Origin of the sequence: Microbacterium sp. (assembly GCF_031180975.1) — a bacterium.
Taxonomy (GTDB): domain Bacteria; phylum Actinomycetota; class Actinomycetes; order Actinomycetales; family Microbacteriaceae; genus Microbacterium.
On the sequence record NZ_JAPSLI010000010.1, the window covers coordinates 12,386 to 38,009 of the forward strand.

At 70.6% G+C, this 25,624-nt stretch carries 25 protein-coding genes; 5 read left to right on the top strand and 20 right to left on the bottom strand.

Going from position 1 to position 25,624, the window contains the following annotated elements; all coding sequences use genetic code 11:
* Positions 1 to 146 precede the first annotated feature (146 nt).
* Positions 147 to 1,208: a LacI family DNA-binding transcriptional regulator gene (locus RIF65_RS12915; protein WP_309066094.1), complete on the top strand. Its 1,062-nt coding sequence runs from the start codon at positions 147 to 149 to the stop codon at positions 1,206 to 1,208.
* On the top strand, positions 1,205 to 3,337 hold the full coding sequence (locus RIF65_RS12920; protein WP_309066093.1) for an alpha-galactosidase: 2,133 nt from the start codon (positions 1,205 to 1,207) through the stop codon (positions 3,335 to 3,337). The genes RIF65_RS12915 and RIF65_RS12920 overlap by 4 nt, the downstream gene beginning before the upstream one ends.
* Positions 3,338 to 3,410: 73 nt before the next feature.
* Here RIF65_RS12920 and RIF65_RS12925 read toward each other — a convergent pair whose 3' ends face one another.
* The 7 genes from RIF65_RS12925 to RIF65_RS12955 all read right to left on the bottom strand — a co-directional run bounded on the left by RIF65_RS12925 (position 3,411) and on the right by RIF65_RS12955 (position 10,218).
* Positions 3,411 to 4,058 (bottom strand): MIP/aquaporin family protein, encoded by a 648-nt coding sequence (locus RIF65_RS12925; protein WP_309066092.1) that lies wholly within the window; start codon positions 4,056 to 4,058, stop codon positions 3,411 to 3,413.
* A 141-nt stretch (positions 4,059 to 4,199) separates the two neighbouring features.
* Positions 4,200 to 5,216, bottom strand: a complete 1,017-nt coding sequence (corA, locus tag RIF65_RS12930) for a magnesium/cobalt transporter CorA (protein ID WP_309066091.1) — start codon at positions 5,214 to 5,216, stop codon at positions 4,200 to 4,202.
* A gap of 68 nt (positions 5,217 to 5,284) precedes the next feature.
* A complete protein-coding gene (locus tag RIF65_RS12935) occupies positions 5,285 to 5,851 on the bottom strand; it encodes a copper resistance CopC family protein (RefSeq protein ID WP_309066090.1) in 567 nt (188 codons plus the stop codon).
* Positions 5,852 to 5,940: 89 nt separating this feature from the next.
* Positions 5,941 to 6,528, bottom strand: coding sequence for a hypothetical protein (locus tag RIF65_RS12940; RefSeq protein WP_309066089.1), 588 nt, complete (start codon positions 6,526 to 6,528; stop codon positions 5,941 to 5,943).
* 22 nt (positions 6,529 to 6,550) lie between these two features.
* A complete protein-coding gene (locus RIF65_RS12945) occupies positions 6,551 to 7,462 on the bottom strand; it encodes an EamA family transporter (RefSeq protein WP_309066088.1) in 912 nt (303 codons plus the stop codon).
* Positions 7,459 to 8,745, bottom strand: coding sequence for a serine hydrolase domain-containing protein (locus RIF65_RS12950; protein WP_309066087.1), 1,287 nt, complete (start codon positions 8,743 to 8,745; stop codon positions 7,459 to 7,461). Before RIF65_RS12950 ends, RIF65_RS12945 begins: the two co-directional genes overlap by 4 nt.
* A gap of 69 nt (positions 8,746 to 8,814) precedes the next feature.
* Positions 8,815 to 10,218 carry an ATP-dependent DNA helicase gene (locus tag RIF65_RS12955; RefSeq protein WP_309066086.1) on the bottom strand — a complete coding sequence of 468 codons (1,404 nt, stop codon included), beginning with the start codon at positions 10,216 to 10,218 and terminating at the stop codon, positions 8,815 to 8,817.
* Between the two features lie 79 nt (positions 10,219 to 10,297).
* Between RIF65_RS12955 and RIF65_RS12960 the strand changes: the two genes are divergently transcribed.
* Complete coding sequence (locus RIF65_RS12960; protein WP_309066085.1) at positions 10,298 to 11,365, top strand: hypothetical protein; 1,068 nt, start codon at positions 10,298 to 10,300, stop codon at positions 11,363 to 11,365.
* 25 nt (positions 11,366 to 11,390) lie between these two features.
* On the opposite strand, the gene RIF65_RS12965 is transcribed toward RIF65_RS12960, so the two are convergent.
* The 9 genes from RIF65_RS12965 to RIF65_RS13005 form a co-directional block, all read right to left on the bottom strand.
* Positions 11,391 to 13,400: a cytochrome c oxidase assembly protein gene (locus tag RIF65_RS12965; protein WP_309066084.1), complete on the bottom strand. Its 2,010-nt coding sequence runs from the start codon at positions 13,398 to 13,400 to the stop codon at positions 11,391 to 11,393.
* A 92-nt stretch (positions 13,401 to 13,492) separates the two neighbouring features.
* The gene (locus RIF65_RS12970; RefSeq protein WP_259606900.1) at positions 13,493 to 13,780 is read right to left on the bottom strand and encodes an HU family DNA-binding protein; all 288 of its coding nucleotides are present in this window, start codon (positions 13,778 to 13,780) and stop codon (positions 13,493 to 13,495) included.
* Between the two features lie 302 nt (positions 13,781 to 14,082).
* Entirely contained in the window at positions 14,083 to 14,913 is an 831-nt protein-coding gene (locus tag RIF65_RS12975) for an endonuclease domain-containing protein (RefSeq protein ID WP_309066083.1), read from the bottom strand.
* Between the two features lie 240 nt (positions 14,914 to 15,153).
* Positions 15,154 to 15,459, bottom strand: coding sequence for a 30S ribosomal protein S14 (rpsN, locus tag RIF65_RS12980; RefSeq protein WP_309066082.1), 306 nt, complete (start codon positions 15,457 to 15,459; stop codon positions 15,154 to 15,156).
* Between the two features lie 2 nt (positions 15,460 to 15,461).
* Positions 15,462 to 15,632, bottom strand: coding sequence for a 50S ribosomal protein L33 (gene rpmG, locus RIF65_RS12985; protein ID WP_046014935.1), 171 nt, complete (start codon positions 15,630 to 15,632; stop codon positions 15,462 to 15,464).
* Positions 15,632 to 15,868 (bottom strand): 50S ribosomal protein L28, encoded by a 237-nt coding sequence (gene rpmB / locus RIF65_RS12990; protein ID WP_309066081.1) that lies wholly within the window; start codon positions 15,866 to 15,868, stop codon positions 15,632 to 15,634. The genes rpmG and rpmB overlap by 1 nt, the downstream gene beginning before the upstream one ends.
* 141 nt (positions 15,869 to 16,009) lie before the next feature.
* A complete protein-coding gene (locus tag RIF65_RS12995; protein ID WP_309066080.1) occupies positions 16,010 to 16,855 on the bottom strand; it encodes a carbohydrate ABC transporter permease in 846 nt (281 codons plus the stop codon).
* Positions 16,852 to 17,784 (bottom strand): carbohydrate ABC transporter permease, encoded by a 933-nt coding sequence (locus tag RIF65_RS13000; protein WP_309066079.1) that lies wholly within the window; start codon positions 17,782 to 17,784, stop codon positions 16,852 to 16,854. Before RIF65_RS13000 ends, RIF65_RS12995 begins: the two co-directional genes overlap by 4 nt.
* Positions 17,781 to 19,019 (bottom strand): ABC transporter substrate-binding protein, encoded by a 1,239-nt coding sequence (locus RIF65_RS13005; RefSeq protein ID WP_309066078.1) that lies wholly within the window; start codon positions 19,017 to 19,019, stop codon positions 17,781 to 17,783. The genes RIF65_RS13000 and RIF65_RS13005 overlap by 4 nt, the downstream gene beginning before the upstream one ends.
* A 184-nt stretch (positions 19,020 to 19,203) precedes the next feature.
* On the opposite strand from RIF65_RS13005, the gene RIF65_RS13010 reads away from it, so the two are divergent.
* Both RIF65_RS13010 and RIF65_RS13015 read left to right on the top strand, forming a co-directional pair.
* A complete protein-coding gene (locus RIF65_RS13010; protein WP_309066077.1) occupies positions 19,204 to 20,412 on the top strand; it encodes a Gfo/Idh/MocA family protein in 1,209 nt (402 codons plus the stop codon).
* Entirely contained in the window at positions 20,402 to 21,409 is a 1,008-nt protein-coding gene (locus RIF65_RS13015; protein ID WP_309082704.1) for a LacI family DNA-binding transcriptional regulator, read from the top strand. The genes RIF65_RS13010 and RIF65_RS13015 overlap by 11 nt, the downstream gene beginning before the upstream one ends.
* Positions 21,410 to 21,440: 31 nt before the next feature.
* On the opposite strand, the gene RIF65_RS13020 is transcribed toward RIF65_RS13015, so the two are convergent.
* From RIF65_RS13020 to RIF65_RS13035, 4 genes are read right to left on the bottom strand one after another with little or no spacing between them, the layout of a single operon-like run.
* On the bottom strand, positions 21,441 to 22,097 hold the full coding sequence (locus tag RIF65_RS13020; protein WP_309066105.1) for a DNA-3-methyladenine glycosylase: 657 nt from the start codon (positions 22,095 to 22,097) through the stop codon (positions 21,441 to 21,443).
* Between the two features lie 5 nt (positions 22,098 to 22,102).
* On the bottom strand, positions 22,103 to 23,833 hold the full coding sequence (locus RIF65_RS13025; RefSeq protein WP_309066075.1) for a hypothetical protein: 1,731 nt from the start codon (positions 23,831 to 23,833) through the stop codon (positions 22,103 to 22,105).
* Positions 23,823 to 24,614, bottom strand: coding sequence for a TIGR03943 family putative permease subunit (locus RIF65_RS13030; RefSeq protein WP_309066074.1), 792 nt, complete (start codon positions 24,612 to 24,614; stop codon positions 23,823 to 23,825). Before RIF65_RS13030 ends, RIF65_RS13025 begins: the two co-directional genes overlap by 11 nt.
* Positions 24,607 to 25,620, bottom strand: a complete 1,014-nt coding sequence (locus RIF65_RS13035) for a permease (RefSeq protein ID WP_309066104.1) — start codon at positions 25,618 to 25,620, stop codon at positions 24,607 to 24,609. Before RIF65_RS13035 ends, RIF65_RS13030 begins: the two co-directional genes overlap by 8 nt.
* Positions 25,621 to 25,624 lie beyond the last annotated feature (4 nt).

The following is a 25,624-nucleotide window of genomic DNA, read 5'->3' on the forward strand; positions in this document are numbered from 1 at the left end:
GCCGGCGAATGACAGCGTAGGACGGTCGGGGGTAGGATATAAAGCGCATAAGTAAAACCTGTCCTGTTCTGTCCGGTCGCACCGTCGCGGCGCCGGACGCGGAACCCGCGGCATTCCGAAGGAGGAGCCATGGACCGACGAAACGGATGTCCGTCGAGGACATCGCGGGCCGCAGAGGCGGCCACCCCCGCATGAACCCGCAGACCAGGGCCACCCTCGAGGACGTCGCCCGACTGGCCGGTGTGAGCGCCAAGACCGTCTCCCGCGTTTTCAACCAGCGCGACCTGGTCAACCCGGAGACGGTGGCACGGGTGCTCGACAGCGCCCGGCGTCTCCGATTCCGGCCCAACACCCTGGCCAGGGGTCTGCGCAGCGGCGGACGCACCAACGTGGTCGGACTGATCGTCGGCGAACTGGGCAACCCGTTCTATTACAAGGTGGCGGCCGGCCTGGAGAAGGAGCTCGCGGCCAACGGGTACAGCCTGCTGCTGGCGAGCACCGACGACACCGCCGAGGGCGAGGAACGCGTCGCCGACGCCCTGCTCGCGCAACGGGTCGCCGCACTCGTGCTGATCCCCGCCGCTCCCGACCAGTCCCATCTGGACGGTGAGCGGCAGCTGGGCACGCCCATCGTCGCGATCGACCGGCCGGGCCGGAACGTGGTCGCGGACTCGGTGGTGCTCGACAACCGGGCGGGCGTTCACGAGGCCACCCGACATCTGCTCGCCGCCGGACACCGCCGGATCGCGTACCTGTGCAACCCGGCATCCGTCCATTCGCAGGCCGAGCGACTGGCGGGCTACCGCGCCGCGATGGCCGAGGCCGGAATCGCGGACACCAGCGCGTGGGAGGTGCTCGAGGACCGCCGCGGCGTCTCGGGCGAGGAACTGTGCGCGCATCTGCTGGACGCCGCCGAGCCACCCACCGCCATCCTGTGCGGCAACAACCGGATGACGGTCGGCACGCTGCGAGCGCTGCGCGACCGCGGCGACGACAGCACCGCCCTGATCGGTTTCGACGACTTCGACACCGCGGACATCCTCGGGGTGACCGTGATCTCCTACGATCCGGAGGAGCTGGGTCGCACCGCCGGCCGGGTGGCGCTGCAGCGCATCGCGGATCCGTCCGGCTTCACGCAGCAGATCGTGCTGCCCACTCATCTCATCGAACGCGGGACCGGCGAACGCTCACCGAAAGGACGACCATGACCTCGGAGATCATCCATCTGAGCGGCGCCGGGGTGTCGCTCGTGCTCGACGCCCGCGGCGAAGACGTGCCACGCGTGCTGCACTGGGGCGCGGCGCTCGGCGCGCTCACCGCCGACGATCTGGCCGACCTCGCCGCTGCGCGTTCGCGGCAGACCCCGCCCGCCACGCTGGACGCCCCGTGGGAGCTCACACTGCTCCCCGCCGAGGCGGACGGCTGGTCGGGCCGCCCCGGCGCGCAGCTGGTGCGGGACGGCCTGCCGGTGCGCTCCCGCTGGAGCCTCGTCTCGATCACCTCCGACGGTGCCACGTGCGACATGGCGCTCTCCGACGACGATGCCGACGTCTCGCTGACCCTCCGCGTCGAGGTCGCTGAGGGCGGAGTCGTGTGGCTGCGTCAGACGGTGCGCAACCGCGGCGACCGGCCGCTCGGCGTCGACTGGCTGGAAGCGACGCTGCCGTTCTCCCCCTCCGCGACGCACCTGACCACGCTCGACGGTCGGTGGTCGCGCGAGAAGCGGGTGTCGACGACACGGCTGCCGGCCGGATCGATCGTCCGGCAGTCCCGGCGTGGCCGCCCCGGCCACGACGCCGCCACGTTCTTCGCCGCCTCGGAGCACGCCCCGCTGTGGGATGCCGGACGGGTGTGGGCCGTGCACGCGGCGTGGTCGGCGGACACCACCTACCGGGTCGACCGCGTCACCGACTCGGTCCCGCTGCTCGGCGCCGGCGAGCTGCTGCGCCCTGGTGAGATCGTGCTCGCCCACGGCGAGGAGTACACCGCCCCAGCCGTCGCGTTCGTGTACTCGGACGCCGGGTTGGACGGCATCGCCCGGCGCGTGCACACCTGGATGCGCGCCCGCCCGCAGCACCCGCGCACACCGCGCCCGTTCACGCTGAACACCTGGGAGGCGGTGTACTTCGACCACGACCCTGAGCGGCTGCGCCTGCTCGCCGACCGGGCCGCCGAGGTGGGGGTCGAGAGGTTCGTGCTCGACGACGGCTGGTTCACCGGCCGCCGCGACGACACCACCAGCCTCGGCGACTGGGAGGTGGACACCGACGTCTGGCCGGACGGTCTGCGTCCGCTCGCCGACCACGTGCACGCCCGCGGCATGCAGTTCGGGCTGTGGTTCGAGCCGGAGATGATCAGTCTCCGCTCCCACCTGGCGGCACGGCATCCGGACTGGTTCCTGCACGACCCCCGCCATCTCGACCACCCCGCCGAGCTGTCCTGGCGCACGCAGTTCGTGCTGGATCTCGCGAACCCCGACGCGTACGCGCATATCCTCGCCGGGATGGATGCCCTGGTGAAGGAGATCGGCATCGACTACATCAAGTGGGATCACAACCGCGATCTCATCGAGTCTGTGCACGACGGCAGACCGGGAACGCACGCGCAGACCGTGGCCGTGCACCGACTGATCGCCGAGCTGAAGCAGCGCAACCCGGGGTTGGAGATCGAGTCGTGCTCCAGCGGCGGCGCCCGCACCGACCTCGGCATCATGCAGGTGTGCGACCGGGTCTGGGCGAGCGACTCGAACGATCCGGTCGAGCGGCAGGACATTCAGCGCTGGACAGGGCTGCTGCTGCCACCCGAGCTGGTCGGCGCGCACGTCGGGCCGGCGGAGTCGCACAGCTCGGGCCGGGTCACCCCGCTGTCGTACCGGATCGCGACCAGCCTGATGGGCTCGGCGGGCCTGGAGTGGGACATCCTGGGCTGCTCGGACGAGGAGCTGGCGCAGATCACCCGCTTCACGGCGCTGTACCAGGAGCTGCGTCCGCTGCTGCACACCGCCGAGGTGGTGCATCCGCGGCTGCGGGATGCCGCCTGGCGCGTGACCGGCTACCTGTCCGAGGACCGCGCGGACGCCGTGCTGATCGTCGCGACCGTGGCGGGGCTCGAGGATGCCAGGGCCGAACGCCTCCGGATCCCGGGTCTGGACCCGCAGCGACGCTACCGGGTGTGGCTGCGTCGCGAGATCGGCGAGCCGAAGGCCGGCTGGGTGCTCCCCCCGTGGATGGGCGAGTCCGGCGTCGAGCTGCCCGGCAGCGTGCTCACCGAGGTAGGGCTGCAGCTGCCGACGCTGTGGCCCGTACAGGCGATGGTCGTGCAGCTGCAGGCGGTCTGAACGCGACGACGCCGCGCACCCGGTCGGGGTGCGCCGCGCACCCGGTCGGGGTGCGCGGCGTCGTCGGTTCAGGTCAGTCCTTGCCGATCTTCTTCGCGTCGTCCGCGTTCAGCACGCGGAACAGCAGCGCGCCGAGGGCGGCGCCGACCAGCGGTGCGAGGATGTACAGCCACAGCGAGACCCAGGCGAAGTGCCCGGTGAGCGACAGCCCCAGGGCGACGGCGGGGTTGAAGCCGCCACCGGAGATGCTGCCCACGGTGGTCGCGCCGACGAACACGATGCCGCCGATCGCGAGACCGTAGAACGAGTTGCCGGCGGTGTCCTTCGCGGTCGCCACGTTGAGCACGACCCAGACCAGGGCGAGCGTGAACAGCGCCTCGACGAGGAACGCACGGCCGCTGTTGATCTCCAGCGCCTTGTCGGATGCCGGCCACAGCGCGAGGCTGACCAGCGCCGCCAGCGCGCCGCCGACCAGCTGGGCCACGATGTAGGCGACCAGGTCGATGACTGTGAGGCCGCCGCGCAGGAAGACGGCGACCGACACCGCCGGGTTCAGGTGCGCACCGGAGATGTGGCCGGTGGCGAAGACGAGCACCACGAGCGCGAAGCCGATCGCAAGCGGGGTGAGCGGGCTGCCGCTGTTGACGGCGCCGATGATGCTCAGGACGAACAGGAACGTGGCGAGCGCTTCGGCGACCGCCTTGCGTGCTGTAGCGGGCATGGGAGTCCAATCTGTCGACGTGCGGGGGCGCGGGCCTTCCCGGCCCGGTACGCGCACGCAGCGCGACCCCCCGCTGGCGTACGATATACCCGCCACGGGCTCACACCCTGGAACGCGCCCGCGACACGGCGGTGCCGGCCGCTACAGCCAGCCCTTCCGGCGGAACACCAGGTACAGCCCGCCGCCCAGCGCCACCATCAGGCCGAGCGCCATCGGATACCCGAACGTCCAGTGCAGCTCCGGCATGTCGTCGAAGTTCATGCCGTACACCCCGCCGATCAGCGTCGGCGCGAACAGGATCGCCGCCCAGCCGGAGATCTTCTTCATCTGCTCGCCCTGGCGGATGCTCTCCTCGGTCATCCGCCGGATCTCCTCGTTCTGGCGCCGTGCCACGATGGTCGACTCCACGGTCAGCGCGTTGTCGAGCACCGTACGGAACGTGGTGGCACGATCGGCGATGCGCAGCGTGTGGTCGTGCACGTCGCGGAGATAGCGCTGCAACTCCTCGTCGACGGCGTACTTCGCCCCTCCCCGCAGCAGCGCCTCCACGATGCCGCTGAGCGGCTGCGCCGCGCGCTGGAAGTCGATCACCTCGCGAGCCAGCTTGTAGATGCGCTGGGTCGCGTCGACGTCCTCCACGAACAGCTGGCTCTCGATCTCGTCGATGTCGTTCTCGAGCCCCGCGAGCACCGGGGCGTACTCGTCGACCACCTCGTCGAGAATGGCGTACAGCACCGCCTCCGGGCCGCGGGCCAGCAACTCGGGCGCCCCCTCGAGACGGCGGCGCACCCGACCCAGGTCGGGCGACTCGGCGTGGCGGATGGTGACCACGAAGTCCGGCCCGACGAACACGTGCACCTCGCCGAACTCGACCTCCTCCAGCGCATCCAGGTAGCGGGCGGGGCGGAGCACCACGAACAGGTGCTCACCGTAGCGCTCGATCTTGGGGCGCTGATGACCGGACAGCGCGTCCTCGACGGCCAACTCGTGCAGCCCGAACTCGGCGGCGACGGAGTGGATCTCGTCGGGGCTCGGCCGGTACAGGCCGATCCAGCCCATGCCGCCGCGCTCGCGCATCAACTCGAACGTCTCGTCGAGGTTGGCGGGATTGGCGGTGCGGACGCCGTCGACGTAGATGCCGTTGTCGATGATCGCCATCCCTGCTCCCTCCGCGCGCAAGCCGACTCTACCCGCGCTGCAGGATTCTGCAGCGCGGGTAGGCGGGCTCAGCGGCGTCTGCGCGCCGCGATCGTCATCAGCGTCGCCGCGGCGGCCAGCAGCAGCACGCCGAGGCCGATCAGCGGCCACGGCGTTCCCGCGTCCTGTGCGGCCGGGTCGGTCGCGGCCGGGCTCGGCTCGTCGGCGGTGGGCTCGTCGGCGGGCGCGGACGGGCCGTCGGATGCCGTCTCACCCGCCACGGTGAAGTCGTACTCCCCGGACGTCGGGTGGCCATCGCTGGAGACGACCTGCCACGTCACCCGATAGGAGCCTGCCGGCATGCCCTCCTCGAGCGGGACCGTGACCGTGTCGCCGTCGACGACCGGGTCGCCTGCCGCCCAGTCGCGGCCCGACTCGTCGGCCACCACGACGGCCGTGCCGTCGGCCTCCTCCTCGACGGCGATGAGCGTGTTCGAGAACGTGAGCACGATCTGCTCGGGCGCGGCGGCGAGCTGCTCACCGGCGGCGGGAGTGCTCGACACCAGCGCGTCGTGAGCGGATGCCGGAGACGCGGCCGCCAGGACGGCGACGGCCGCCACGGTCAGCCCGGCGAGGGCGGTGCGGATTCGGGACATGGGAAACCTCTCTGAGTGGTGCCGCGGAGCGGCGGTCTGATCTGTGGGCGCGCACGGCGCGATCGTCGCCCTGTCGGGCGGCGTGGGGATCAGACCGGGAGAGGAGGGCCGCGGTGACGCAGCCGGCCGAGGTGCGGGGCGCGGCGGCGCGGCGCGGGGACGACGGCCCACGCCGGGCGGGCCGGCGTGATGCGGGCGGCGGGAACCGGGGCGGTGCAGACGCGCGTCAGCCAGGCGCGGACGACGGATGCCGCGGCGACGAGCGCCCGCAGAATCCGCTCTCCGCGGTGCAGGGCGGCGACGGTCACGACGGCGGCGACCACGTGCGCGCCCCACATCCCGGCATCCGTCGGCACCAGCCCGTCGGGTGTCGTCGACAGCGCGACGATCCCGTGCTGATGCGGTGCGAAGCCGCTGCGGGGCGTGATCCCGCCGAGCACGAACAGGGCGTGGAACAGCAGCTGCGACAGCGCCACCGAGATGCCGAGCCGCACGAGCGACAGCCGCCGCCCCGCGAGCAGCGTGCACACCATGAGCGAGAGCAGCCACGGCACGGCGATGCCGAGCACTCCCGGCATGGCGCCGTCGACCCACACGTGCGACGCCAGCGCGACGAAGGTCGCGGTCGAGGCGGCGGCGAACCCGCGGAGAAGCGGGGTTCTGCGGGACGGACGCACCCCTCCATCCTTCCACGCGCGGTCAGGCGAGCGGCTCCTGGGTGTCGCGCAGCGCGGCCGGTCGCTCCCGACCCGCCCACACCGCGCCGGCGCTCGCCAGCACCACCAGGCCGATGCCTGCGACCTCGAGCGCCGACAGCCGCTGCCCGAGCACCAGGAAGCCGGCGACCGCGGCGGTCGCGGGGCCGAGGCTCATCAGGATGCCGAACACCGCCGGCGCCAGCCGGCGCAGGGCGAGCATCTCCAGTGCGTACGGCACTGTGGAGCTGAGCACGGCGACCACGAGCCCGAGGGCGACCAACTCCGGCCGCAGCAGCGCCGTCCCGGCATCCGCCACCCCGAAGGGGAGCGAGAGCACGGCGCCGAACGCCATCGCGAGCGCGAGCCCGCTGAGCCCGGAGAACTCGCGGCCTACGCGCGTCGACGCCAGGATGTAGCCGGCCCAGCTCGCCGCCGCGCCGAGGGCGAACAGCAGTCCGGCGGGGGTGAGCCGGTCCCAGCCGCCGCCTCCGAGCGCGAGGATGCCGAGCAGCGCGACCCCGGCGCACAGCCAGGCGACCCTGCTGCGGGCGGTGATCACGGCGAGGGCGAGCGGGCCGAGGAACTCGATCGTCACCGCGACCCCGAGGGCGAGTTCGCTCAGCGCCAGGTAGAACATCGCGTTCATCACGGCGAGCACCCCGCCGAGCAGCAGCGCCGAGCGCCACGCCGCGGCGGAGTGCCCGCGCAGCGAGGGTCGGGCGACCACCAGCAGGATGAGCGTCGAGAACACCAGCCGCAGCATGACCATGCCGAGCGGGCCGACCTCGTCGAACAGCAGCACGGCGACCGCCGCTCCGACCTCGCCGCAGGCGAGACCGAGTCCTACCAGGGCGGCGGCGAGCGCACCCCCGCGCGACTCGGTCGCCCGGGTGAGAGCAGGTCGCGGGCTCACTCTGCGGAGGGAACCGGGCAGATGGCCGCGTTGAGGATCGACTGCTGGTACTGCTCGGCGGTGAACGGCAGACCGAACTCGGGCGCGGTCGCGCCCTTCGCGGCCGGGGCCTTCGACGCGATGGCCGCGAGCTCCCAGGCCAGGTACGCCGCGATGGTCCCGCCCACCGACGAGTTGTTCAGGGTGACGGCGACAGTGAACCCGGTCGCGGGGTCGGAGTACGCGGCGGTGCCGTAGCCCGGAGTCCAACCGTGCTGCCCCACGAGGGAGCCGACGAGGTAGGCACCGCCGGTGGCCTGGTACCAGGACGGGGCCTTCGCCGAGGCTGGCAGCGGGTTGCCGAACCGCGCGGGCTCGGCATCCTTCTCGCGCAGCGCCTGACGGGCCTCCGCCTGGGCGTAGCGGCCGAGGTCGGTGATCGTGGAGACGACACCGGAGTCGGTGAAGCCGGTGCTGGAGGACATCTCGGTGATGTCGATCGGAGCGGCGCAGTCGTAACCGCCGTCGATCGTGGGCAGGTACCGGCCCTTCAGCGCCGGGGCGGGCTGAGGAGCGGCGGCCTCCGGCCCGGGCAGCGAGGTCGAGGTCAGCTCGAGCGGCTGCGTCACGTACCGCTCGATCAGCTGTGAGGCGCTCATGCCCGAGGCGCGTTCCAGGGCGAGGCCGAGCATGATGTATCCGGCGTCGGAGTCACGATAGGCGATATGTGCGGGTCCGCGCTGCTGCCCCAGCCCGAAGCTGGCGAGCTGCAGGGGCACCCATTCCCGCTCGGGGGTGTTCAGCCAGTACGGCTTCACGGCGGCCTCGGATGAACCGGCGCCGCTGGTGCCGTTGCACAGGTCGAGGAGCGTGATGTCGGCCATGTCCGCGACGCCGGAGACGTACTTCGGCACAGGGGCGTCCAGCTCGATCTTGCCGTCGTCGACCATGCCGTACAGGACGTCGCAGGTCATCAGGCGCGTCACGTCGGCGATGCGGAACGACATCTCCGGCGTCACCTTCGCGTCGTCACCCGCCCCCTGCGTGCCGAGGCCGGTGACCCAGCTGCCGCTCCACGGGACCCACACCCCCACGATCGCGCCGGAGGCGCCGGAGGCCGCCATCGCGCGCTCCACCGCCGCCTGCATCTGCGAGACGACATCCTCGGGGAGATCGCCCTCGACCTGTTCCGGCGGGGTGTAGCTGAACGACTGGTCCGACGCTGAGCAGCCGGTCAGAGCCAGGGCGAGGACCGCGACGGCCCCCGCGACAGCGCGCAGGCGGCGCGACGAACGAAGCGGCATGAATCGACTCCCCCGGGAGATGGACTCTCCGAGTCTAGAACGCGGATGCTGGGAGGCCGCCCGCCGCACTCAGCGTTCGACCGCCTGCGCCTGCCTGGCCTCCCACGCCTCGCGCATGAACCGCCGCACGTCCTCGTCCACACGGATGTCGCTCGGCCGCAGCGGACGGGTGAGGTACAGCCCGTCCAGCGAGGTCAGGCGTGACAGTGCCACGTAGGTCTGCCCCGGTGCGAACGCGCCGGACCCCAGATCGATGACCGCCCGGTCGTACGTCTTCCCCTGCGACTTGTGGATGGTGACCGCCCAGGCCAGGCGCAGCGGGAACTGCGTGAACTCGGCGACCACCTCGCGGGAGAGCGTCTTGGTGCCGGGATTGTAGGCGTAGCGGAACCGCTCCCAGACGGCGGGTTCGACGTCGAACTCGTCGCCGTCGACTTCGACCCGGACGGTGCCGCCCAGGATGCGGGTCACGGTGCCGATGGACCCGTTGACCCAGCGCGGCGGCTCACCCGACATGGAGGTGTCGTTGCGCAGGAACATCACCTGGGCTCCCACCTTGAGCTTCAGCTCCAGGTCGGCGGGGTGGTTCGCCTCGCCGCGGCCGAAGTCGCCCGACACCTCCGCGTGCGCGGTCTGCTCACGTCCTGGCAGCGCAGCGAGGTGGCGCCGGTTGATCGCGGTGACGATGTCGTTGCGGGTCGCGAGCGTGATGATCGGCGTCTCGCCCGGCTCCGGCTCGGGCGGCGTGCGGGCGCCCTGCGCATTGAGGATGCCGGCGATCTCGGCGGTCACGCGACCGTAGCGCACCGCGTTCAGCATGGCCTTGAAGCCGTCGTCGGACTGCCGGTGGATGTTCACCAGCTCGCGCACGTGCAGCCTGGCGCGCGTGTCGACCTCGAACAGCCCGTCCTGCGTCCCTGAGCCTGTCTGGGGCCCTGAGCCTGTCGAAGGGCCCGCCCACACCTTGGCGTCGAAGAACCAGAACGACCGGTAGTGGTCCTGGACGTAGCGCAGCTCCTCGCCGCGGGGAGGAACAGGTGCGAGTTGGTAGGGGTCGCCGAACATCACGATCTGCACGCCGCCGAACGGCTCGCCACGACGCCCGCGCGCCTGTCGCAGTGAGCGGTCGATGGCGTCCATGAGATCCGCGTTGACCATCGAGATCTCGTCGATGACGAGCGTCTCGATCGCGTTGAGGATGCGCCGGGTGGCATCCGACTGCTCGATCTCGCCCTCGGCGATGAGCCCGATCGGCAGCCGGAACAGCGAGTGGATCGTCTGCCCCTCGACGTTCAGCGCCGCGACACCGGTCGGTGCGCAGATCGCGATCTGCTTCTTTGTGTTCCACGCGAAGTGCTGCAGCAGCGTGGACTTGCCCGTGCCCGCACGACCGGTGATGAAGACGTGTTCGTCGGTCTCCTCGATGAGGCGGAACAGCTCGAGCTGCTCGGCGGAGAGAGGAGGGGCGGACACGCAACCATGCTAATTCTCCGCGCCGGGAACGAGGTCGCCGCACGGCGACGTCCCAGCCCGGCATCCCTAGACTGGCGCCATGACTCAGGGGCGGACGAGGCAGCGCCGGCGCGCGCGCCTCAGCACCGACCTCACCCTCCTCGGCATCGTCGGCGTGCTGCTCGTGGCCGCCATCGTCGCCGGCGGGCTGTCGCTGTACCGCGAGTTCTACGGGCCGTCCGCGTTCGTGGAGCGCTACCTGGAGATGCTCTCCACCGGACGCGCCGCGGACGCACTGCGCGTGCCCGGCGTCTCGGTCGATCGCTCCCTGCTCGACGATGCGGGGATCCACCCGACGGCATCCGAGGCGCTGCTGCGGTCGGCGGCGCTCGCGCCGCTCTCGAACGTGCGGGTGATCGACGAGACCGACCACGACGGCACCTTCATGGTGTCCGTCGAGTACGACGCCGGATCGGTCCACGGCCGGAGCCGCTTCACGGTGGTGCAGGACGGGTGGGTCGGGGTCACCCCCAACTGGCGCTTCCAGCGCAGCCCGCTCGCCGAGGTGGAGTTGACCGTGCTCGGCGCCGACCAGTTCTCGGTGAACGGGTTCGAGATCGACCGCCGCCAGGTGTCGGCCGACGGCGTCGACGCCGATCCGCTCGACCCGCTGCACCTGCTCGTCTTCACCCCGGGCGTCTACTCGATCGCGGTGGACACCCCCATCGCCACCAGCAGCGGAGTCCGGGTCCTCGCGGACACGCCTTTGGCCCGTACCCCGGTGAACGTGCAGGCGACCGCGACCGACCGGTTCACCGAGGTGGTGCAGCAGCGCGTGGAGGAGTTCCTCGAGGCGTGCGCCACGCAGGAGGTGCTGCAGCCGACCGCGTGCCCGTTCGGGCTGGAGGTGCGCAACCGGATCGCGTCCGTGCCGCATTGGTCGATCGCGAAGCATCCGGTCGTGACCGTCGTCCCCGACGGCGCGCACTGGGCGATCCCGCCGACCGAGGCGGTCGCGCACATCGAGGTCGAGATCCAGTCGCTGTTCGACGGGTCGATCGAGAAGGTCTCCGAGGACGTGCCGTTCCAGGTGGACGGCACGATCACGATCCTGCCCGACGGCTCGGCATCGATCAGGGTCGGCTCACCCGACATCGACACGCGCTGAGCCCAGGCACCCGCTGAGTCGGGGTTCAGCGCCCGGTGCGCGCCTCACGCTCGGCCCGGCGTCGGTCGCGGTCGGCGAGGTCGGCGAGGCGGGCGTTGTACTCGTCCAGCTCGGCGTCGCCGGTGCGGTCGGCGTGCCGGTCACGGCGGCGCTGCAGCCTGGCATCCGATCGCGACCACTGGATGGCGACGGTGATCGCGAGGATCAGGGTCGGGATCTCGCCGATCGACCAGGCGATGCCGCCGCCGATGTACTGGTCCTCCATCGGGGTCGGGCCCCAGGTGCGGCCCATCGAGCCGAACCACTCCGCGACGATCAGCCCTTCCTGCATCATCATCGCGATGCCGAAGAAGGCGTGCATGGCCATCACCGCGATGAGCGTGATCAGGCGCCCGGCGTGCGGCAGGCGGTAGGGCACCGGGTCCGCGCCGATGAGGCTCATCACGAACAGGTAGCCGGAGAGCAGGAAGTGGATCACCATCCACTCGTGGCCGAGGTGGTCGTACATCGCCCACCGCACCAGGTCGGTGAAGTAGAACGCCCACAGCGACCCGATGAACACCGCCGCGGCGACAAACGGATGCGTGACGACCCGTGCGAACGGCGAGTGCACCGCCCACATGATCCACTCCCGTCCGCCGCGCGTGCCGTCGTCGCGCTTGTCCACCGCCCGCAGGGCGAGGGTGATGGGCGCCGCGCTGACGAGCAGCAGGGGGATCGCCATGCTCAGCATCATGTGGCCGAGCATGTGGATGCTGAACAGGTACTCCTGGTACGCGTTGATCGGCCCGCAGGTGACCCACAGCAGCATCAGCATGCCGAGCACCCAGAAGATCGTGCGCTGCACGGGCCAGCCGTCGCCGCGGCGGCGCAACCGCTGCACGCCGGCGAGGTACAGGAACAGACCGAACCCTACGGCGACCAGCCAGAGCACGTCGATGTCGAAAGCGGTGAACCACCGGTCCAGGGTCATCTCGGGCGGCACGGGCGACCGGGTCAGCCGCTCCGCGGGGGTCTGCACCGCCGGCGCCTCCTCGCCCACGGGCGGGGGCGTCCTGGCGAGGGCGGCAGCCGCGCCCGACGCCACGCCCATGAGCACCAGCTCGCCGAGGATCAGCGTCCAGAATGACCGGGCGGCACGGTCCCCGCCGAGATGCGGGATCAGGCGGCGGCGGTACCAGGCGCCGAACAGGCCGAGGCCGACGAGGGCGACCGCCTTCGCGAGGACGATGAGGCCGTACGGCCCGAACAGCTCGCTCCAGCTGCCCAGTGCGACCACGGTGCGGGCGACGCCGGAGACGGCGACGACGACGAAGGCGGCCAGGGCGAGCGAGGAGTACCGGGCGACGAGCCGTGGCAGGTCGACGCCGTCGGCATCCGTGCTGCGCGACGCGGGCCCGCGCAGCAGAACCAGCAGCAGGACGCCGCCGACCCAGACGGCGGCGCCGATGGTGTGCAGCAGGATGGCATTCACCGCGACGGTGTGGCCGGCGAGATCGCCGGAGTGGCCCTGGGTGGCCATGGGGATGAAGGATGCAGCGGCCAGCAGTGCGGTGAGCAGCGTGCCGGTCCAGCTACGCCAGCCGAACGCGAGGACGGTGATCGCGGCCCCCATCAGCGTGGTGATCAGCCAAGCCTGGCCGAGCGGCAACTCCAGCAGGAAGCGGCCGAACTGCTCACCGAAGTCCCGGTCGGCGGTGAGCTTCGGGTTGAAGGCCGCCATGAAGCTGAGGAACGCCGTGAGCCCGGAGCCGACGGTGAACACCGCCGCTCCGACCGAGGCGGTGTCGACCGCGAGGTCGAAGGGGCGCGTGCCGCTGCGCAGTCCGAACAGGGCGAGCACGAGCGAGCCGAGCATGGCGGCGGCACCCAGGTTCGCGAGCAGCTTCGCGATCGGCAGACCCCACATCACCAGCGGGCCGGGATCGAGGAGCTTGGGCGGCTCCGCGCCGCCGCCGAACGCGAGCGCGACGACGACCGCCGCCACGGCGGCGGCGACGAGCACGCCGAGCCCGGCGAGGCGGTAGGAGGTCACCGTTCCAGCCTAGGCGTCCGCGGTGGACTGTCGCGCTGGCCCGGGTTGCACGAAGGCCGCCCCCTGCGCGGGGACGGCCTTCGAACGCTGTCTTACTTGACGGCGGCCTTGAGCTTGGAGCCGGCGGTCACCTTGACGCGCTTGCCGGCCGGGATCTTGATCTCGGCGCCGGTCTGCGGGTTGCGGCCGGTGCGAGCGGCGGTCTCGACCTGCTCGAACGAGATCCAGCCGGGGATCGAGACCTTGCTGCCCTTGGCGACGGCGTCGGAGACGGTGCCGAAGAGCGAGTCGAGAACGCGCGAGACGGTGGCCTGGCTCTCGCCGGTGGCGGAAGCGATGCTCGCGACGAGCTCGGTCTTGGTGATGGACTTGTCAGCCATGTCATCCTCCAGCGACGAAGGGTCCGTCGCATCATGTTGGGTTCGGGAGTGCTCCCGTTGGTCGATCGACCGGGACGAATGTATCAACACGCACATGTGTTTCCGCGTCATTTCGCGGGTTTCCGGTCAATTTCGTGGCGTGTCGCGCCACTTTCGTCACATCTGCCCCAGAAGCGGGGCTGGACCGGGCCGGCGGCTGTCGCGCGTTGAGGAGGAGATCACCCGATTCGAAGGACCGGATGCCGGGACTCGGGCCTTCATTCCGGTCGATCTCCTGCAGGTCGGTGCCACCCGCGTCGGCGTCACCGGCTCGCGCGGTGCAGCCCTTGCGCGATGGCCGCCATGATGATCGCCTGCACGTCTTCCCAGTGCTCCATGATCTGCTCGTAGCTGAACCTCAGGACGTGGTAGCCGCGCAATTTCAGTTCGGCGTCGTGTGCGATGTCCATCGTCCGCTGGAGGCCGGTGTGCGTCGCGCCGTCGATCTGGATGACGAGCCGCTCGCCGATCAGCAGATCCACGCGGTGTCCGTGCACCCACGCCTGCGGCAGCATCGGCACGCGCAGCCAGCCCAGGCGGAAGACGATGATCGTCTCGAGGCCGGAGTCCGCGAACGGACGCGCCTGCTCCAGCACCGCGACCGCCGCGGCGGGCAGCGGCAACCGCCGGAGTGCCTGAGCGTCCACGAGCCTCTTGTTCAGCGCGGATTCCCAGACGACCAGGGCGGTCTCGAACGGCTGGCACTGCGCGACGAGCGCCAGCGCGTTCACCAGGTCATCCTCCGCGGCATCCGGCCGCCGCGGAAGAACCGGCGACGACCAGTGCACCACGACGTGCGGCGGCACCGAGATGCGTGCCACGTTCGGCCGCGCGGCCACGTGGCGAAGGCCCCGCTCCGGCACCCACAGCCCGGTGCGCTCCGCGACCGTCACGCAGCTGAGCACCACACCGCGTTTCACTGCCCCGACGAGCTCGGGGTCGGCATCCGGTAGCACCACCCAGCCGTTGCGCACCCCGATGATCCGCGCCGCCGCCTTCGCCTGCCGCAGCGCGTAGGAGCTGACACCGGCCTGGGTGAGCGTCCGGGTGCGGGCGATGCCGCCCCGACGCCGCAACTCTGCAACGGGATCCATCCGTACACCCTGCGTCGACGGCATCCGCTCGTCGGGGTCGGAACCCGGGAAATATGCAGAGGTTCCGGCCGCCGCCGATTGTGCAGGACGAGTGGCGGAAGGAGATCGCACGAAACGAAGGAGCGGATGCCGGAAACCGGCCCTTCATTTCCGGTGATCTCCTTCGTTCCGGCGAGCCGCAGGCCACCCCGAACACAGAAAGGGCGGGGATCCGAGGATCCCCGCCCTTTCAGGAACTGATCACCAGCTCGACTTGGTCACGCCGGGCAGCTCGCCCCGGTGCGCCATGTCACGGAAGCGGACACGCGAGATGCCGAACTTCGTGAGGACACCGCGGGGGCGGCCGTCGATGACGTCACGCGAACGCAGACGCACGGGCGACGCGTTGCGCGGCAGCTTCTGCAGGCCGACACGCGCGGCCTCGCGCTGCTCGTCGGTCGAGTTGGGGTCGACCAGGGCCTTCTTCAGCTCGGCACGACGCTCGGCGTAGCGGTCGACGACCGCCTTGCGCTGCTCGTTGCGAGCGATCTTGCTCTTCTTCGCCATGATTAACGCTCCTCGCGGAATTCGACGTGCTTGCGAACGACCGGGTCGTACTTCTTCAGCACGAGGCGGTCCGGGGTGTTGCGGCGGTTCTTCTTGGTCACGTAGGTGTAACCGGTGCCCGCCGTCGAACGCAGCTTGATGATCGGACGAACGTCCTGAGCCTTCTTCGCCATCAGAGCTTCACACCCTTCGCAAGGAGGTCCTTGACCACGTTCTCGATACCGCGCACGTCGATCACCTTGATGCCCTTGGCGGACACGTTCAGGGTGACCTTACGACCCAGCGAGGGCACGTAGTAAGTCTTCTTCTGCACGTTCGGGTCGAAGCGACGCTTCGTCCGGCGGTGCGAGTGCGAGATGTTGTGACCGAAGCCGGGAACAGCTCCGGTCACCTGGCACACTGCTGCCATTTCGGTGACTCCTTCATTACCGTGGGGCCGGACGGCCCCACCCAAGATCCCTTGTCTGCATGCCGCTCGGGTGAGCGGCACACGAACTGCGCAGCAGGAGAGTGCGCAGACAAACGACAATCCTAGCACGTCTCGGGCGTGTCACTTCTCCGCGCCCGCGACCATGCCCTTGATGAAGTAACGCTGCAGCACCAGGTAGGCCACCAGCACCGGCAGCACCGACAGCAGGGATGCCGCCGCCGCGGCTCCCAGGTCGCTGGACGAGGTCGCGAAGAACGTGCCGATCGCCGGCGCGATCGTGCGCATCTCGGGGCTGCGCATCAGGTACACGCTGAGGGCGTACTCGTTCCAGACGTTTACGCTGGTCAGGATCACCACGGTCGCAGTGACCGGCCGCAGCATCGGGAACACCACGCGGGACAGCACCTGCATGCCGGTGGCGCCGTCGACGGCGGCCGCCTCCTCGATCGACAGCGGCAGCCCGCGCATGAACGCCGCGTACAGGAAGATCGCCAGCGGCAGCTGGGCCGCCACCATCACCAGGATCGTGCCCCAGTACGTGTTGATCGCGTTGAGGGCGCTCATCATCGAGTAGAGCGGCACGAGGATCGACAGCGGTGGGATCATGATGAGCCCGACCACGCCGGCGAGGATCAGCCGGTTCGGCACGGTGGGCCGCCGAGCCAGCGGGTACGCGGCGAGCGCCCCGAGCAGGCACACCAGCAGCGTGGCCGACACGGTCACGATCGCGCTGTTGCCGATCGCGCGCAGGATGTGCCCCTCTTGCACCGCGGTGACGAAGTTCTCGCCGTGCCACGACCCGAACGGCAGCAGCCACTGCGACGACAGGTCGCTGCGCGCCTTCAGCGCCGAGGTCACGGTGATGTAGAACGGCAGCAGCTGCAGCAGCACGGCCGCGAGCACGCCGGCGCCGATGGCGACGCGCGCCGGCCACGACGAACGCGTCGACGGCGGCCCCGCGCTCACAGCTGCTCCAGCCGTCGGCGGTTCAGCGCCGTGTTCAAGACCAGGGTCAGCACCGCGATCAACAGGAACAGCACGACGCCCATGGCCGCGGCGTATCCGGCGCGCTGACTGTCGAAGTACATCTTCGCGATCAGCGTCGAGACCGAGTTCGTCGCGTAGCCGGGCCCGCCGCCGGTGAGCACCTGGATGACGTCGAACAGCTTCAGACCGCCGATGAGGTTCAGCACGATGCTGGTCGCGAACGCGGGCTGCAGCATCGGCACAGTGACGTGACGGAACGTCTGCCAGGCGGTCGCGCCGTCAAGCCGGGCGGCTTCGAAGTACATCGTCGGGATCGACTGCAGGCCGGCCAGGTAGATGACCATCGAGATGCCGACGAACTGCAGCGAGTTCACCGCCACGATGATGGCGACCGCCACCCCCGCGTCACTGAGCCACGCGGTGCGCTGCCCGCCCAGCGCGATGACGAGGTCGTTGAGACCTCCGGAGTTGTACGAGAAGAACAGGTAGTACATCGTGCCCATCACGACCGGTGAGACGAGCACTGGCAGGTAGATGATGGCGCGGGCCACATTGCGCCCCCGCACCGCCCGGTCCAGAGCGAGCGCGAGAGCGAGGCCGATCACCTGCTGCACGAAGGTGGACCCCAACCCGTACACGAACGTGTTGCCCAGCGCGGTGCGGAAGTTCGGATCGTCGAACAGCCGCAGGTAGTTCTCCAGACCGACGAATGCGCGCTCGACGCTGTACCCGTTCCAGTCGGTCGCCGACAGCAGGATGCCGTTCAGCAGCGGCCACAGGGTGAACACGCCGAGCACGGCGAGAGCAGGCAGGTACAGCAGGTTGAGCGCGCGGCCCGCGAAGCGGGGGACGAGCCCCCCTGTCCCCCGCTCCGGGCCTCGCACCGCTCTCGCGGTGGGGACCGTCATCGCAGCGAGTCGTAGGCCGACTTCATCTGCGAGACCGCTTCCTCCGGGGTCATCTGGCCGGTGATCACACCGTCCGTCGTGGTGACCATGGTGTCCCAGATGCCGTTCGGCAGGTACACCCGATCGAAGTAGGGCTTCAGGGGCAGTTCACCTGGGGCGACGAACGTCTCGTAGCTCTCGGTGAGGACGCCCAGGTCGCTCTCCGCGTTCGTCAGGCCGGGGATGCCGCCGATCGAACCGGCAAGTTCCGACAGGTTCTCCGGCTCGGCGAGGTAGGCCAGGTAGTCCAGCGCCTGCTCCTTGTCCGGCGAATCCTTGGCCACGCCGTAGGCGCGGCCCTCGCCGCCGACCAGGAACGGCTCGCCGTTCTCGGACGGGATCGGCATGTAGCCCAGGTCGGCGTCGGGGTTGAACCCGAGCGCCGTGGCGACCAGGTAGTTCTGCACGAACACGAACGCGGTCGTGCCCTCGGCGAGCGCGCGGCCGAGGTCGTCGGTGGTCGCCGACGAGTAGTCCGGGTTGAACCAGCCCTGCTTCTGCCAGGAGGCGATGTGCTCGAGGATGCGGGTGTAGCCCTGCTCGTCGAACTCGCCGTCCTTGAAGCCCTCGTAGGACTCCTCACTGAAGTCGCCCGAGCCGATGAAATCGGTGATGTTGCCCGCGAACCAGCTGTCCTTGCCGGACGACGAGACCGGCACGATCCCGGCATCCTTCAGGGTCTTCAGCGCCGCCTCGAAAGCCGTCCAGTCGGTGAGCGAGGCGGGGTCGATGCCCGCCTCCTCGAGCACGGTGCGGTTGTAGACGATGCCCGCGACGTCGGTCTCGATCGGGAGGGCGAAGAACTGCCCCTCGTCGTTCTTCATCGCCGGCGCGAGCGCCTCGTTGAAGTGCTCGGCCCACGGCTGCCCGTCGAGGGGCTCGAGGAACTCGCTGTACCGCAGCAGAGACCAGCCGTGCGTGGCCCAGATGTCCGGCTTGTCGTTCGAGGAGAGCCGCACCTTGATGTCGGCCTCGTACGTGTCGGTGGACGGGACCAGGTCGATCTTCACCCCCGGGTTCTCGTCCTGGTAGGCGTCGGTGATCTTCTGCAGCACCTTCAGGCTGGGGTCGGTGGCCCCGAAGTTGGTCTGCATCTCGATCTCGACGGAGTCCCCGTCGCCGCCCCCCGTGGAGCAGCCCGTGAGGGCGATGGTCGCGGCCGCGACGGCCGCGAGGCCGAACCTGAAGTGCCTCATGATACGTACCTCGCTGTTCTCCGACGTCGCTGTCGGAATCCTACCGGTGCGAAAACGCGGCGTTCGTGGTATGTTACCCGCGTAGATCACTGGGGACAAGGTCCCGGAACCCCACTGAGGGGCAGGGTTCCGGGATCTCCCCCCATGTTGACACCCGTAGACGGCCGATGGAAGACTTCGACGCATGGCGTTCACTCTGGGGATCGTCGGAGCAGGGCAGTTCTCAGGCCAGTTCGCGACGCTCTTCCACCACCATCCCGGCGTAGCAGCAGTGCACGTGACGGACGTCATCCGGTCGCGCTCCGACGAGCTGGTGCGCACGTCCGGTCTCGCCGGGAGCTTCGACAGCTTCGACGACATGCTGGCGTCTCCGGAGATCGACGCCGTCGCGATCTTCACCCAGCGCTGGACGCACGGACCGCTGGTGGTGAAGGCGCTGCGCGCCGGCAAGCACGTGTACTCCGCCGTGCCGATGGCGGTGTCCGTGGAGGAGATCGCGGCGATCATCGATGCCGTCCGGGAGACCGGGCTCACCTACATGATGGGTGAGACCAGCTACTACAACCCCTCGACGGTGTTCGCCAGGCAGAAGCTCGCGGAGGGCGCCTTCGGCCGCCTGTTCTACGGCGAGGGCGACTACGTGCACGACATGGACCTCGGATTCTACGAGGCGTACCAATACTCCGGCGGCGCCGACTGGAAGTCCACCGCGAGCTACCCGCCGCTGCTGTACCCGACGCACTCGATCGGCGGGGTGCTCGGCGCCTGGCCGACCTACGCCACCGCCGTGTCCGCCATCGGGGTGGTCGACGAGCGCGGCGACGGCGTGTTCGACCGTGGTGTGAGCCGGTTCGACAACGACTTCTCGAACGCCACGGCGCTGTTCGAGCTGGCCGCCGGCGGATCCATGCGCATCAACGAGTTCCGGCGGGTCGGCTACCCCAGTCATCTGCGCGAGTCGCGGTTCCGCTGGTTCGGCACCGACGGCTCGTTCGAGCAACTGGCGAGGACGACGGTGTGGCAGGACAAGACGGGCATCGAGGACATCTCGCACCTGATCGACACGCATGCGTCGGTGTCCCCGGACGACCCTTCCCTCGCGCACGTCGCCCCGGCCCTGCGGGACGCGTTCGTGTCGGGGTACGCCGCGATCCACGAGGCGGAGCGCTCCCGCATCCCGCCGGAGCTGCGGAACCTGCACAACGGGCACGAGGGAAGCCACCACTTCCTGGTCGACGACTTCGTCCGTGCCGTGAACGACGGCACCCTTCCGCCGGTGAACGCCTGGCAGGCCGCTCGATTCACGCTGCCCGGCGTGATCGCCCACGAATCGGCCCGGCGCGGCGGCGAGCGGCTCGCCGTGCCCGACATGGGGGAGCCGGATGCCGGATGAGCATCGTTCCCGCTCAGTGACGCGAGCGGATGTGGCCCGGTACGCGGGCGTCAGCACGGCGGTGGTGAGCTACGTGCTCAACGACGGGCCCAAGCGGGTCGCGCCGCTGACCAAAGAGCGCGTGCTCGACGCCGTGCGTGTGCTCGGCTACCGTCCGAACGCGGCCGCCCGCGCCCTGTCGATGGGCTCGGCCGACATGTTCGGGCTGCTGGTGCACGACAACCGCAACCCGTTCTTCGCCGAGCTGTGCCACGCCCTCGACCAGGCCAGCGCCGACCGCGGCCGTTCGCTGCTGATCGTGAACTCCGACCGCTCCCAGGTGTCCACCGCAGAGCAGATCCGCGATCTGGTGTCGCGCCAGATCAGCGGGCTGATCGTCGCCGACGTGCTGACCGCCAGCGAGCAGGCCCTGGTCGAGTCGTTGCACATCCCGTCGGTGATCATCGGCCAGTTCGGCGAGACCGAGGGGCTGCGCAGCATCGGCGTGGACTTCTGCGCCGGTGCCCGCAGCGCTGTCGAGCACCTCATCGGGCACGGGTACCAGGACATCGCCTTCGTGGGCAGCGCCGCACGCTTCGACGAGCGCGAGCGCGGGTGGACCGAGGCGCTGTCGGCGGCTCGGCTGCCGCTCGGACGGCTCGTGCACACGCCGTTCAGCTACGAGGGCGGTTACGACGCCGGTGTCCGTCTGGTGGAGGGCGATCGACTGCCACGGGCGGTGCTGGCGGCATCCGACCAGATCGCGATCGGCATGCTGGCCGCCTTCGGCGAGCGCGGTGTGCGCGTGCCGGACGACGTCGCGATGGTGTCCTTCGACGGAACCGTCGTCGCCGATTTCGTGTGGCCGCGGCTGACCACGGCGGTGCAGCCGTTGCAGCTGATGGCGGATACCGCGGTGCACTCTCTGATCGATGGGTCGGAGGACAGGTCGTACCAGGAGTTCACGGCGCAGCTGCGCATCCGCGAGTCCTGCGGGTGTCCCACCCCGCAGCACTGACCCCCGCTCCCACCGCGGCAGGGCCCCTGGGTCAGTCCGGCGATGCCGCAGCGGCTCCCCTGCCCCAGCGGAACGCAGACACGGTGCGGTCGCCCTGAATCCAGAAGCGCCACGGGTAGGCGTGTGTGCCGGCCAACCCGGCCACACCGACGCGCGGACCGGTGGCGACGTCCGCGACCGGCTCCTCCGGCAGCAGGAGCCGCGCGACAGCGCCGTGCAGCGCCTCTCCGCTGATCGCGTCGATGCCGTCGTGGAGCGGGTAACGCAATCCGCTGACCTGGCCGAGCCGGCCGGGACCGCGGGCGAGATCGCGGCCGGTCCGCCCGGAACGCGCCTCGGCGGCATCCGTCCCCTCGACCACCTCGGCGGCGCGCAGCAGCACTCCCCCGGCGACCCCATCGGGTCCGCACACGACGTTGACGCAGGAGTGGATGCCGTGGCTCAGGTAGACGTACAGGTGCCCCGGTTCGCCCCACATCGTGGCGTTGCGCGCGGTCGGTCCCATCCGGGCGTGGGAGCCGGGGTCGGGCACGTCGCCGGTGCCGCGCCCGTGGTAGGCCTCGACCTCGGTGAGCCGCAGCCGCACCGTCTGCCCGTCGACCACGGTGACCAGGTGCGCTCCGAGCAGCCGCGGGGCCACCTGCAACGGCAGCGCGGCGAAGTCGGCGCGCTCGGCGGGACGCGGCATGGCGGTCAGGGCTGCGGCGCCAGCCGGCACCAGGAGATGTCGAACCCGCTGAGGATGGGCAGCTTCTGGTCGGAGTCCAGGGCGATCAGACGGGTGTGCAGTGTCGTGGGCAGGGGCAGCAGCAGGTCGTCGTAGGCGTTGCCGGGCAGATCCGGGGCGACCGTGACGGCGGCGTACTGGCCGCTCGGCGAGACGCACGCCTGGATGATGGCGTCGGTGCCGCTCACCTCGGTGATCAGGGTCGCCGCGCCCTTCTCGTCCACCTTCACGACGGCCTGCCCGGTCGGCATCCCGCCGGCGTCGCGCTGGACCACGTGGCGGAGGGTGCCGCCGGGGAACGGCTCGATGTTGGTCGCATCGCCGTAGTCCGGTTCGGATGCCGGAAGCGGCGCCTCCGAGCCGTCGGTAAGGTTCAGTTCGACCACGCTGGCGTCGGTGCGCTCCACGATGGCGGTGTAGGTGCCGCGACTGATCCCGAGGATGCTGGCGGCGTTGCCCATCGCCTGCACGCCCGCGTCGCTGGTGGGGTCCTCCACGCCGAGGGCGCCGTTGAAGTCGATGAACAACAGCGACGAGGAGTCGGGCACGAACTGCCAGTCGGCGACGCTCGCCTCCGCGCCGCCGACCTCCACGATGCGCGGGTCGCCGGCGCCGCTGAGCGGCTGTGTGACGAGCACGCTGGCGCGTCCCGAACTCTCGGTCAGCTCGCGGTCGGAGTAGCTGTAGCCGACCAGCCCGCCGCGGTCGGAGACCTGGACCGCGGAGACGTAGCCGTCGCCGGGCAGCTTCAGATCGCGCTGATCGCCGCCGTCCCTGTCCATGACGATGAGGCGCGACCCGTCCTCCTCCTCGACGGCCACGACGAGCCGATCGCCGGTGGCGCGGTAGTCGCTGATGCGCGGATGCGAGAACACCGCGACCGCCTTCTCGCCGGACAGATCGGTGCTGAAGATGCGGTCGTCGCCCTCCCCCCGCTGCAGCAGCAGGATGCGCGAGGCCGGAGTGGTGAACGACGTTGTCAGGTCGGATGCCGGTCCGCCCCCGACGGAGGTCGCGCCGCCGACCCGCACGGTGTACTTCGTCGCGTCGTCGAGCGGGACGGTGAAGCGGATGCCGACGTTGCGGCCGGCCGCGTCGACGGTGAACGGCACCGCGGGTTCGACGGTCACCTGCTTCGGGTCGATGGCGGCGAGGCTCTGGTTCGCCGTGAGGATGACGCGGCTCCCCGAGCTCTGGATCGCCTGCGCGGGGTCGACCTGCACCTGGCTGAGGCGCGGACCCTGGGTGACGCTGACGATGCCGAGCACGGTGACGAACAACGCCAGGACGGCCAGCACCCCGACGAGGGCGAGGGGGAACCGGCGGGACGGGCGGGTGCCGGCAGGGGCAGCGGTAGCCGGGTGCGCGCGAGCGGTGTCCGGGCGTCCCGCGTCGCGCGGCGCCTCCTGCTCGGGCGCGGCGTGCTCGGGCGCGGCGTGCTCGGGCGCGGCGTGCTCGGGCGCGGCGTGCTCGGGCGCGGGCTTCTCCTCCACGGGTGCCGGGACGGGCTCGGCGGGCGCGTCCTCCGGGATGAGCGTCGCGTCCTCCTCCGCCTCCGCCACGGACACCTCGACATCGGACGCCCGCACCGGGGCCAGGTCGTCGGGCGTCTGCCTCTGCTGCGCCTGCTGCTCGGCGGCACGCAGCGCCCGCAGTTCCGCGCGGGTCAGCGGCCGCTCGGATCCGTCAGTGCTCATACGGATCCTTCGGCTCGGCGATCTTCTTCACCGACGTCGGCTCGATGCGCAGGCCGCCCCCCTCGTCGACGCGCACCGTGCCGGCCACCTCGATCCACTGGCCGGTGTCGTAGGCGCCGACATCGCCCGTGGTGTCCACCGGAACGGATGCCGGCTGCGCGTCGATCACGCAGTGGGTGATCACCATCCGCGTGAGGTTCAGCCGTCCGGCATCCGAGGGAGTGACGAAGCCGGTGAGGGTGACCGGGGCGCCGTCGTAGGTCTCTGGCCGCGTGGCGGTGGCGAACACGGTCGACCACTCCCCGACGCCGAAGGTGGTCGTGTCGGCGACGCCGAGCGAGACGTCCTCGGCGCCGGCGAACAGCGCGGCGGTCTCGCCCGCCCGCGACATGGCCAGTTCCGCCGAGAGCGATGCCGGCGGCAGCACGAGACCGGCGAGCACCACGCCCGAGGCGATCACGCCACCGGAGACCGTCGCGGCCGCGGCGGCGGTGCGGCGGCGGGATGCCACGGCATCCGTTCCGTGCACAGGGGCGTGCGCGTGCTCATGGCCGTGGTCGTCCTCGGCGCCGAGCGGCAGCGTGCAGGACCACACCGCGACGGCCACGGTGAGCGCGGCCGCGGCGCACGCGAACCACACCGTCTCGGGGCTCACGTACAGGGTGAGACGTCCGGTCACGCCGAGTCCCAGCGTGACGACGGCGACCACGGTCGCGAGCCCGACCCCCAGCCAGCGGGAGGCGAGGGCGCGGCGGCGCTGGTAGGCGAGCTGATCAGCCAAAGACGTTCACCCCCAGCCCGATGGCGCAGGCGGCGAGCACCACCACGCCGACGATGCCGGCGAGGGTGCGGCCGGTGAACGTGGTGCGCAGCAGTGCCAGCATCTTCACGTCGACCAGCGGGCCGACCAGCAGGAACGCGATGATCGCGCCAGACGAGAAGGTCGCTGCGAACGACAGCGCGAAGAACGCGTCGACGTTGGAGCAGATCGCGACCGTCATGGCCAGGGCGACCATGGCCACGATGGAGAGCAGCGGGTTCGACCCGATGGCGACCAACACGTCGCGCGGGACGAGCACCTGCACCGCCCCGGCGAGGGCGGAGCCGATCACGAGCGCCGGCATGACCGCGCGCAACTCGATGAGGAACTGCGTCAGGCTGCGCCGCACCGGAGTGCCGGGCTCGTGCGCCACGTGCGCGCACGTCGCCACGAACCGGTCGGTGAGCATGTCCTGCTGGTCGGCGCGGCGGCTGTAGATCCAGCCGATCAGGTTCGCGATGAGGTAGCCGCCGACCAGTCGGGCGACGAGGATGCCGCCGTCCCACCCGAACGCGGCGTGGGTGGTGAGGATGACGATGGGGTTCACGATCGGCGCGGCGATGAGGAAGGTGAGCGCGTCCGACGGTCCCAGGCCGCGCATCATCAGTCCTCGGGCGAACGGCACGTTGCCGCACTCGCAGACCGGGATGAACATGCCCAGGGCCGACAGCACCGCGCGGCGGCCCCACGCGTTGCGGGGAAGCCAGCGCTGCACGGCATCCGACGGCAGCCAGACCTGCACGACGATCGACAACACGACACCGAGGATCACCCAGGGCAGCGCCTCGATCAGCACGCTGAGGGTGAGTGTCAGGCCGTCCTGCGCACGCGTGGGCAGCGCGGCGGGGAACAGCGCCGGGGCGAACACGTCGATCGCGACCAGGATCGCGACGATCGCCGCCCCGATCCCGGCGGCGGCCGGCGCGCTGACGCGGCGGACCGGATGCCGGGGCGGTGCCGTGACCACAGCG